The organism is Phenylobacterium sp. (genome assembly GCF_036723115.1).
Classification (GTDB): domain Bacteria; phylum Pseudomonadota; class Alphaproteobacteria; order Caulobacterales; family Caulobacteraceae; genus Phenylobacterium.
In genome coordinates this window covers 1-8600 of the sequence record NZ_DAIMHV010000112.1, presented here as the reverse complement: position 1 = coordinate 8600, position 8600 = coordinate 1, and the positions used below count along the sequence as shown (strand labels likewise).

Sequence of the window (8600 nt, the reverse complement as noted above, 5' to 3'; positions counted from 1 at the left end):
ATCGACGAGATCGCCTTCCAGACCAACCTGCTGGCGCTCAACGCGGGCGTCGAAGCCGCCCGGGCCGGCGACGCCGGTCGCGGCTTCGCCGTCGTCGCCTCGGAAGTCCGGGCCCTGGCTCAACGCTCGGCGGACGCGGCCAAGGAGATCAAGGCCCTGATCAGCACCTCCTCACAGCAGGTGGAACAGGGTGTGACCCTGGTGGGCCAGACCGGGGAGGCCCTGCAACGGATCGTGGCCCAGGTGGCCCAGATCGACAGCCTGGTCTCCGAAATCGCCGCCGGCGCCCAGGAACAGGCCACCGGCCTGAGCGAGGTGAACACCGCGGTGAACCAGATGGACCAGGTGACCCAGCAGAATGCGGCCATGGTGGAAGAGACCACCGCGGCCAGCCACGCCCTGGCCCAGGAGGCGCGTCTGCTGGCGCAAAGCGTGTCGCGGTTCGAGTTCGGCGCCCCGGACGGCGGGACGAGGGAGACGAAGGCCGCCCGCGCGGCCTGAACCCGGGCGACGGCCGCCCGCCTATGCGCTAAGCGGCGGTTATGACGCCGCCGATCAGCACCCTGCGCCTGCGCGCCCTGGCCCGCCTCAGCCTCATCCGCCTGCGGGCCTTGCTCAAGAACCGCGCGGCCCCCCATTCCGAGGCCGATCGCCTGCAGATCGAGGCCGAGGTGGCCGAGGGCGCCCGCATCACCAGCGGTTACTTCGCCCTGCTGTTCTGTTCCTGCGGGATCGCGGCCCTGGGCCTTCTGCAGTCCTCCGCCGCGGTGGTGATCGGGGCCATGCTGATCTCGCCGCTCATGGGGCCGATCATGGGCATGGGCATGGCCGTGGCGCGGCTGAACGCCCGGGCGTTCGAGCGCTCGGCGCTGGCCCTGGCCCTGGGCGCGGCGGTCTCGGTGGCCGCCTCGGCGCTCATCGTCTGGGCCTCGCCGCTGAAGGACGTGACCCCGGAGATCCTGGCCCGCACCCGCCCCACCCTGCTCGACCTGGTGGTGGCCATGCTCTCTGGCGTGGTCGGGGCCTATGTTCTGATCACCAAGCGCCCCGGCGTGGTGGCTGGCGTCGCCATCGCCACGGCCCTGATGCCGCCCCTGGCGGTGGTGGGTTATGGCCTGGCCACAGGCGCCTGGAACACGGCCGGCGGCGCCTTCCTGCTCTTCCTGACCAATGTGGTGGCCATATTGGGCGCGGTCTTCGTGGTGGCGCGCCGCTACGGATTCAGCCCGGTGGCACGGACGCGGCGACGCTGGGAGGAGCTGGCGCTGGCCGCCACCCTGCTGGTCCTGTCCCTGCCGCTGGCCGTCTCCCTGCGCGACATCGTGGTGGAGGCCCGGGAAACCGCCCGGGTGCGCGCAGCGATCGCTCAGGTCTTCGAGACCAGCGACCAACTGATCACCGACCTGCAGGTGCGCGCCACGGCCGGGGCGACGCGCGAGGTGCGCGCCGTGGTGGTGACCAGCCGCTTCCAGAGCCGGGCCGAGACCCGGCTGGCCGAGATCCTGGGGGGCGACCCCCTGATCCAGATCGAGCAGATCCTCACCGCCGACGGCCTGCCCCGCGCCGACCCGTCGGGGGGCGCCCTGGCCAATCGGGCGCTCGCCACCTCCAGGCCGGCGCGCCCGACGCCCGAACAGCGGTTGCGCGACATGCTGGCCGGGGTCGCCACGGTGGAGGTCATCCAGTCCCCGCAGGCTGGTCGCCTGAGCGCCGCCGTCCGGCTGGAGGGCGAAGCCGCCCTCGACGACTACGCCGCCCTCGAGGCCGCCGCCCAGCGCTTCCTGCCCGAGGTGCGGCTGGAGATCGCCCCGCCCTACATGCCCCTGCCGGCCATCACCTTCGCCGAGGCCGCCAGCACGCTTACGCCGGCGGCCGAGCGGGACCTGGAGCTCATCGCCTGGGCCCTGCGACGCTGGAACCTCAGCGGGGCCTTGGTCGTTGGGTCGGCCAGTCCCGGTCCCCGTGGACCTCGCCCCCGTGACATTGCGGTGGCGCAGGCCCGCGCCCAGGCTGTGGCGGATCGGCTGGAGGCCCTGGGCTTGCGCGACATCGAAGTGGGGACGAACGTCCCGGAGACGGCGCCTGAGCCGCCGTCCAGCCTGTGGTTCGCCCGGGTGCGGCCGCGCGGCCTGCCGCAACAGCCGCCGGAAGCGACCTCCGACGCCGGTCAGGAGCCCGCCGCGTGAGCGACGCCCTGCTGGCCGGCCTGGTCCTGATCCTGGCCCTGACGCTGTTCGCCTGGGACAAGGTGCGCCACGACCTGGTGGCGGTCACCGCCCTGGGCGCCTGTCTGATCCTGGGCCTGGTCACGCCCGATCAGGCCCTGCAGGGGTTTTCCGATCCCGCCGTGGTGGTGGTGGCCGCCGTGCTGATCATCGGCCGGGCCATCGAGCTGACAGGCGTGGCCTCGGCCGCCACCGAGCGGCTGGCCGCCCTGCGCGCGCCCTTCCCGCTTCAGCTGTCCATCCTGCTGCTGGCCGGCGCGGTGCTGTCGGCCTTCATGAACAATATCGCCGCCCTGGCCATCACCATGCCGGCGGTGGCCAGCATCTGCCGGGCCAACAAGCTGCCCCCCGGCGCCGGCCTGATGCCGCTGGCCTTCGCCACCATCCTGGGGGGCATGACCACATTGATCGGCACCCCGGCCAATCTGATCCTGTCCTCCATCCGCCGGGAAGAGGTGGGCGAGCCCTTCGGCTTCTTCGCCATGACGCCCGTGGGCGCCACGGTGGCGGGCGTCGGCCTGCTCTATCTCTGCCTGATCGGCTGGCGGCTGACCCCCAAGCGGCAAGGGGATGAGGTGGCCGGCGGCGGGCGCAACGTCTTTGAACTGATCCCGCCCAAGGCCGATCCCGAGGCCGAGACCGAGCCCAGCCCCGAGGAGCTTTTCGCCCAGATCAAGGAGGCCGGCGCCCATGTGCTGGCCGTGGTGCGCCGGCATCGCCGGCTGAAGCTGGACAAGGTCGACCGGCTGACCTCCACCGATCGCATCCTGGTGGTCACGGCCCTGGATCCCTGGGAGTTCGCCCGCAAGGTGGGCTGCGAGCTCACCGTGGAACGCTCCCAGGCCGCCGACGCGGTGACCTCCCGGGTGGCGGTGGCCCATGGCTCGCCGCTCATCGGCCGCCCCTATGACACCATTCCCGCCGAGACCGACCGGGAGCTTCGCGTGGTGGCGGCGGGCCCGCGGGCCGCGGGCGCCGATGGTCCCCTCGGCGCCATGGAGATCCGGGCCGGCGACCAGATCGTCGTCCACGGACCGGCCGAGCGCCTGGACGCCTATCTGCGCTATGGCCGCCTTCTGGAGCTGAACCGCAAGGCCGCCACCACCGTGGCGCCCCGGCGGGCCATGCTGGCGGTGGGCATCTATCTGGCCGCCGTCGTGGCGGCGGTGGGCTTCGGCCTGCCCACGGCGCTGACCTTCGCCGGAGCGGCGGCGGGCCTGGCGGCCCTGCGCTTCCTCCCCTCCAAGGAGATCTATTCCTCCATCGACTGGCCGGCCATCGTGCTGCTGGCGGCCATGATCCCGGTGGGCCAGAGTTTCCAGACCAGCGGGGCGGCGGGCATCGTCGCCGACTGGCTGGGGACGGGCCTGGGCGGCGCCTCGCTGTTCGTGGCCTGCGTGGCCATCGCCAGCGCCACCATCCTCTTGTCGCTGTTCCTGAACAATGTGGCCACCGCCGTGATCATGGGGCCGGTGGCCATCGGCCTGGCCAATCAGCTGGGCGTGCCCACCGACGCCATGCTGCTGGCGGTGCTGATCGGCGCCTCGTCCGACTTCCTGACCCCCATCGGCCACCAGAACAACCTGCTGGTCATGGCGCCGGGCGGCTACAAGTTCCGAGACTACGCCAAGGTGGGCGCCCTGCTCTCCATCCTGGTGGTGACAACCTCGGCGGCCTTCATCTCGATGGTCTATAGCTGAGGGCGGGATAATCAGGGCTCGCCCTTGCGCGGAGCGTCAGGCCCCCGCAACTATGGGTCCGACGTCCACGGCAGGGATACCCCGTTGTTTTCAAAACTCTTCGGCAAGCGCGCGCCCAAGGCCCCCCCGTCCACCGAGGGGCGGCTGGTCTATGCCATCGGGGATGTCCATGGCCGCCACGACCTGCTGGAGACCCTGGTGCGCCAGATCGCCCGGGACGCCGAGGCCCAGGCGCCCGACCGCCAGCCGGTGCTGATCTTCCTGGGCGACTATGTGGATCGGGGCCCAGGCTCGCGCGAGGTGGTGGAGACGGTGCTCCGCCTGGCCGAAGAGCCGGCCTTCGAGGTCCGGGCGCTGAAGGGCAATCACGAAGAGGCCCTGCTGCGCTTCCTTGAGGAGCCGGGCTTCGGCTCCACCTGGGCCGAACATGGCGGCTCGGCGACGCTGGCCTCCTACGGGGTGCAGCCGCCGGCCACGCGCACCGATCCCGAGGCCTGGGCCCGGGCGCGGGAGGCCTTCGCCGAAATCCTGCCCAGGCCTCACCTGGACTTCTACCACGGGCTGGACCTGATCACCGAGGTGGGGGACTACGCCTTCGTCCATGCCGGCGTGCGGCCCGGCGTGGCCCTGGAGGCCCAGGCCGAGCGGGACCTGCTGTGGATCCGCGGCGAGTTCCTGCAGGCGCCCGGACCCTTCGGCAAGATCATCGTCCATGGCCATACGCCCATGGAGGAGCCCCAGCTCACCCCCCATCGCCTGGGGCTGGACACCGGCGCCTACGCCACCGGCGTGCTCACCGCCGTGCGCCTGAACGGCGAGACCCAGGCCATCATCCAGACCAAGACCGCCCGCGCCGCGGCCTGATCGCCGGGACGGCTAGTCCACCACCTCGGCTGCGGGGATGGTGCGGTAGCGGGCTTCCAGCAGGGCGAAGAGGCCGAAGGCCGCCAGACCCAAAGCCACCAGGGCCAGCAGCGGCGAGCCGAAGGGCGCGCGCTCCAGGGCCTGCAAGGCTTCGCCCAGGCCGGCGGCCTCCTCGGCGCGGGCGTGCAGGCCCGCGCGGCCCAGCATGAGGCCGGCGGTGACGAAGGCCAGGCCCCGGGCGGCGTGGCCGATGCGGCCCAGCGAGCCCGCCGCCCGGCTGAGCGCGTCCTCGCAGACCAGCCGGTCGGCCAGGCCCCCGCGGGCGGCCTTGACCAGATTGGCCAGGCCCGCGGCGAGGATGAAGGCGCCCAGACCCACCACCAGCCATTCCCCGCCGGGCATGGTGAGCGCCTGCTCCGCCGCCTGCTGTTCGGCGGCCTGGTCGTCGGGCTCGGTGAGGTCTTCCAGGGTGTCCAGGGCGCCGAACACCGAAAAGCCCAGGCTGGCATAGACCGCGCCGCTGATCGCCTGGCCCGCGCGGGTCAGCACCGCCTTGAGGCTGCGCCCCTGCCGGTCGGCGTCGAACACCGACTGCAGGAGCCTCCAGCCGGCGAACCCATAGAGGCCAAGGCCGATCACCCAGAGCAGGACCACGCCCAGGGGCCATTCCGCCCAGGCCTGGATGGCGTCCAGGGAGCCCTCGGCCCGGGGGGCGAGCTCGAAGGCGGCCATGAAGGCGATGGCGCCGATGCTGAGATAGACAAAGCCGCGGGCGCCGTAGCCCAGGCGGCAGGCCAGCTGGGCCAGCGCCCCCAGCGGCGCGGCCTTCAGCCAGTTCAGGGTCTGGCGGACGGCGGTCTCGGCGTCGTGTTCGGAGGGCGTGGCCATGGCCGGGCCGGAACGTGGCGCCAAGGCCCAGGTTCCGCCCGGTCAGGTCAGTGCGCGTCGTCCCAGTTGGCGGCGGCGCGGGCCTCCACCACCAGGGGGACGCTGAAGGCCACGGCCGGTTCGGAGGCGCTTTCCATCACCCGGGTGATGACGGCGATGGCCGCGTCGGCCTCGGCCTCCGGCGCCTCGAAGACCAGTTCGTCATGCACCTGCAGCAGCATGCGGGCGGCGAGCCCCTCGGCGGCCAGCGCGCCGGGCATGCGGATCATGGCCCGGCGGATGACGTCGGCGGCGGTGCCCTGGATGGGGGCGTTGATGGCCGCCCGGTCGGCGAAGGCCCGCTGGCCGGCGGACTTGGCCCGCACATCGGGGATGTTCACCTTGCGGCCGAACAGGGTGCTGACGAAGCCCTGGGCGCGCACCCGGTGCTTTTCCCGGTCCATATAGTCGCGGATGCCGGGGAAGCGCTCGAAATAGGTGCGGATATAGGCGGCCGCCTCGTCCTGCGGAATGGACAGCTGGTTGGAAAGCCCAAAGGCCGAGATGCCATAGACGATGCCGAAATTGATCGCCTTGGCCCGCCGTCGCGTCTCGGCGGGCATGCCCTCGATGGGCACGCCGAACATCTCCGAGGCCGTCATGGCGTGGATGTCCAGGCCCTCCTGGAAGGCGCGCTTGAGCTGCGGGATGTCGCCCATATGGGCCAGGATGCGCAGCTCGATCTGGCTGTAGTCGGCGCTGATCAGCACATGGCCCGGCTGGGCCACGAAAGCCTGGCGGATCTTGCGCCCTTCCTCGGTGCGGATGGGGATGTTCTGCAGGTTGGGGTCGGAGGAGGACAGCCGCCCCGTGGTGGTGGAGGCCAGGGCGAAGGAGGTGTGCACCCGGCCCGTTTCCGGCGAGATGGCCGCCACCAGGGCGTCGGTATAGGTCCCCTTCAGCTTGGAGAGCTGGCGCCAGTCGAGCAGAACCCGCGGCAGTTCGTGGCCCTGGGCGGCCAGCTCCTCCAGCACCGAGGCGTCGGTGGACGAGGCGCCGGTGGCCGTGGTGCGGCCAGACGCCAGGCCCATCTCCTGATAGAGCACCTCGCCGATCTGCTTGGGCGAGCCCAGGTTGAACGGCCGACCGGCCAGGGCGTGGGCCTTGGCCTCGTACTCGGCCATGCGCAGGGCGAAGTCGTTGGAGAGCAGGCGCAGGCGCGCCGGGTCCACGGCGATGCCGGCCACCTCCATGTCGGCGAGCACGGGCGCCAGGGGGCGTTCCAGCGTCTCATAGACCGTGGCCAGGCCCTCGGCGGCCAGGCGGGGTTTCAGCACCTGATAGAGCCGCAAGGTCACGTCGGCGTCCTCGGCGGCGTAGCAGGTGGCCTCCTTCAGGGGCACATGCTTGAAGCTCTTCTGCGCCTTGCCCGTCCCGGCCACCTGCTTGAAGGGGATGGGCTCATGGCCCAGCCACAGGCGCGACAGCTCGTCCATGCCGTGGCCGTGCAGGCCCGCCTCCAGCACATAGGAGATGAGCATGGTGTCCTCCACCGGCGCCACGCGCACCCCGTGGCGGGACAGGACGGCCAGGTCGTACTTGGCGTTCTGGGCCACCTTGAGGACGGCGGGGTCCTCCAGCATGGGCTTGAGCAGCTCCATGGCCACGCCCAGCGGAATCTGGGTCAGGTCGCTGGGCGCCTCCAGGGCCAGACCGTCCAGCTCCTCGTGGCCCAGCGGGATGTAGCAGGCCTGGCCCGGCGCCACGGCCAGCGACACCCCGCAGAGATTGGCGCTGGCCGAGGAGAGCGCGTCGGTCTCGGTGTCGAAGGCCACCACGCCGGCGGCGCGGGCCTTTTCGATCCAGGCCTCCAGCGTCCCCACATCGCGCACGCATTCATAGCCGTTCACGTCGATGACGTGGTTTTCCGGGGCCGCCGGCGCCCGCGGGGCGGCCACGGTGGCGCCCAGGGCGGCTGCGCCTTGCGCCTCGCCCGAGCCATTGCCCACCCGGCGGGCCAGGGTGCGGAACTCCATCTCCTCCAGGAAGGCGATGAGCTGGGCGGGGTCGGGGGCGTCGGCCACGAGCGCGTCGATGGGCTCCGGCAGGGGGGTGTTGCAGTCCAGCCGGACCAGTTCGCGCGACAGGCGGATCTGGTCGGCGAAGTCGATCAGGGTCTGGCGGCGCTTGGGCTGCTTGATCTCCTCGGCGCGGGACAACAGCGTGTCGAGGTCGCCGTATTCGTTGATCAGCTGGGCGGCGGTCTTGATGCCGATGCCCGGCGCGCCCGGCACATTGTCGACGGAATCGCCGCACAGGGCCTGGACGTCGACCACCTTCTCCGGCGGCACGCCGAACTTCTCGATCACCTGCTCGCGGCCGATGCGCAGGTTCTTCATGGTGTCGAGCATGAAGACGCTGTCGCCGACCAGCTGCATCAGGTCCTTGTCCGACGAGATGATGGTCACCTCGCCGCCGGCGTCGCGCACCTTGCAGGCATAGGCGGCGATCAGGTCGTCGGCCTCATAGCCGGGCAGCTCCAGGCAGGGCACGCCAAACGCCCGCGTCGCCTCGCGCACCAGGGGGAACTGAGGGATCAGGTCCTCCGGCGGCGGCGGGCGGTGGGCCTTGTACTGGTCGTAGAGGTCGTTGCGGAACGTCTTCTCCGAATGGTCGAACACCACCGCCAGGTGGGTCGGCGCATCGGCCTGGGCGCGCATGTCGACCAGCAGCTTCCACAGCATGTTGCAGAAGCCGGAGACCGCCCCGATGGGCAGGCCGTCGCTCTTGCGCGTCAGGGGCGGCAGGGCGTGATAGGCGCGGAAGATATAGCCCGACCCATCCACCAGATAGAGCCGCACAGGCGGCCCATCCTGAGTGGGCGTCCGCGGCAGGTCGGGAAGCGGGGCGGCGTCGAGCGTGTCGGTCATCCGCGGAAGATAGG

Annotated in this window: 5 protein-coding genes and 1 pseudogene; 4 read left to right on the top strand and 2 right to left on the bottom strand. The window is 71.5% G+C overall.

Annotation, left to right across the window (positions count from 1 at the left end):
* The 4 genes and pseudogenes from V7D28_RS11405 to V7D28_RS11390 form a co-directional block, all read left to right on the top strand.
* Window positions 1-498: pseudogene (locus tag V7D28_RS11405) on the top strand (methyl-accepting chemotaxis protein); the annotation flags it as partial.
* Window positions 499-542: 44 nt separating this feature from the next.
* Window positions 543-2186 carry a DUF389 domain-containing protein gene (locus tag V7D28_RS11400; RefSeq protein ID WP_333587505.1) on the top strand — a complete coding sequence of 548 codons (1644 nt, stop codon included), beginning with the start codon at window positions 543-545 and terminating at the stop codon, window positions 2184-2186.
* Window positions 2183-3925: an SLC13 family permease gene (locus V7D28_RS11395; RefSeq protein WP_333587504.1), complete on the top strand. Its 1743-nt coding sequence runs from the start codon at window positions 2183-2185 to the stop codon at window positions 3923-3925. Before V7D28_RS11400 ends, V7D28_RS11395 begins: the two co-directional genes overlap by 4 nt.
* A gap of 84 nt (window positions 3926-4009) precedes the next feature.
* On the top strand, window positions 4010-4789 hold the full coding sequence (locus V7D28_RS11390) for a metallophosphoesterase family protein (RefSeq protein WP_333587503.1): 780 nt from the start codon (window positions 4010-4012) through the stop codon (window positions 4787-4789).
* A 12-nt stretch (window positions 4790-4801) separates the two neighbouring features.
* On the opposite strand, the gene V7D28_RS11385 is transcribed toward V7D28_RS11390, so the two are convergent.
* Both V7D28_RS11385 and polA read right to left on the bottom strand, forming a co-directional pair.
* On the bottom strand, window positions 4802-5701 hold the full coding sequence (locus V7D28_RS11385; protein WP_333587502.1) for a DUF1206 domain-containing protein: 900 nt from the start codon (window positions 5699-5701) through the stop codon (window positions 4802-4804).
* A 23-nt stretch (window positions 5702-5724) separates the two neighbouring features.
* Window positions 5725-8586, bottom strand: coding sequence for a DNA polymerase I (polA, locus tag V7D28_RS11380; protein ID WP_333587507.1), 2862 nt, complete (start codon window positions 8584-8586; stop codon window positions 5725-5727).
* Window positions 8587-8600: the final 14 nt, after the last annotated feature.

What these genes read in the sequence shown, in the direction of transcription:
- V7D28_RS11400 (WP_333587505.1), top strand. Translation starts at nt 543, where the DNA reads ATGACGCCGCCGATCAGCACCCTGCGCCTGCGCGCCCTGGCCCGCCTC.
- polA (WP_333587507.1), bottom strand. Translation starts at nt 8,586, where the DNA reads ATGACCGACACGCTCGACGCCGCCCCGCTTCCCGACCTGCCGCGGACG.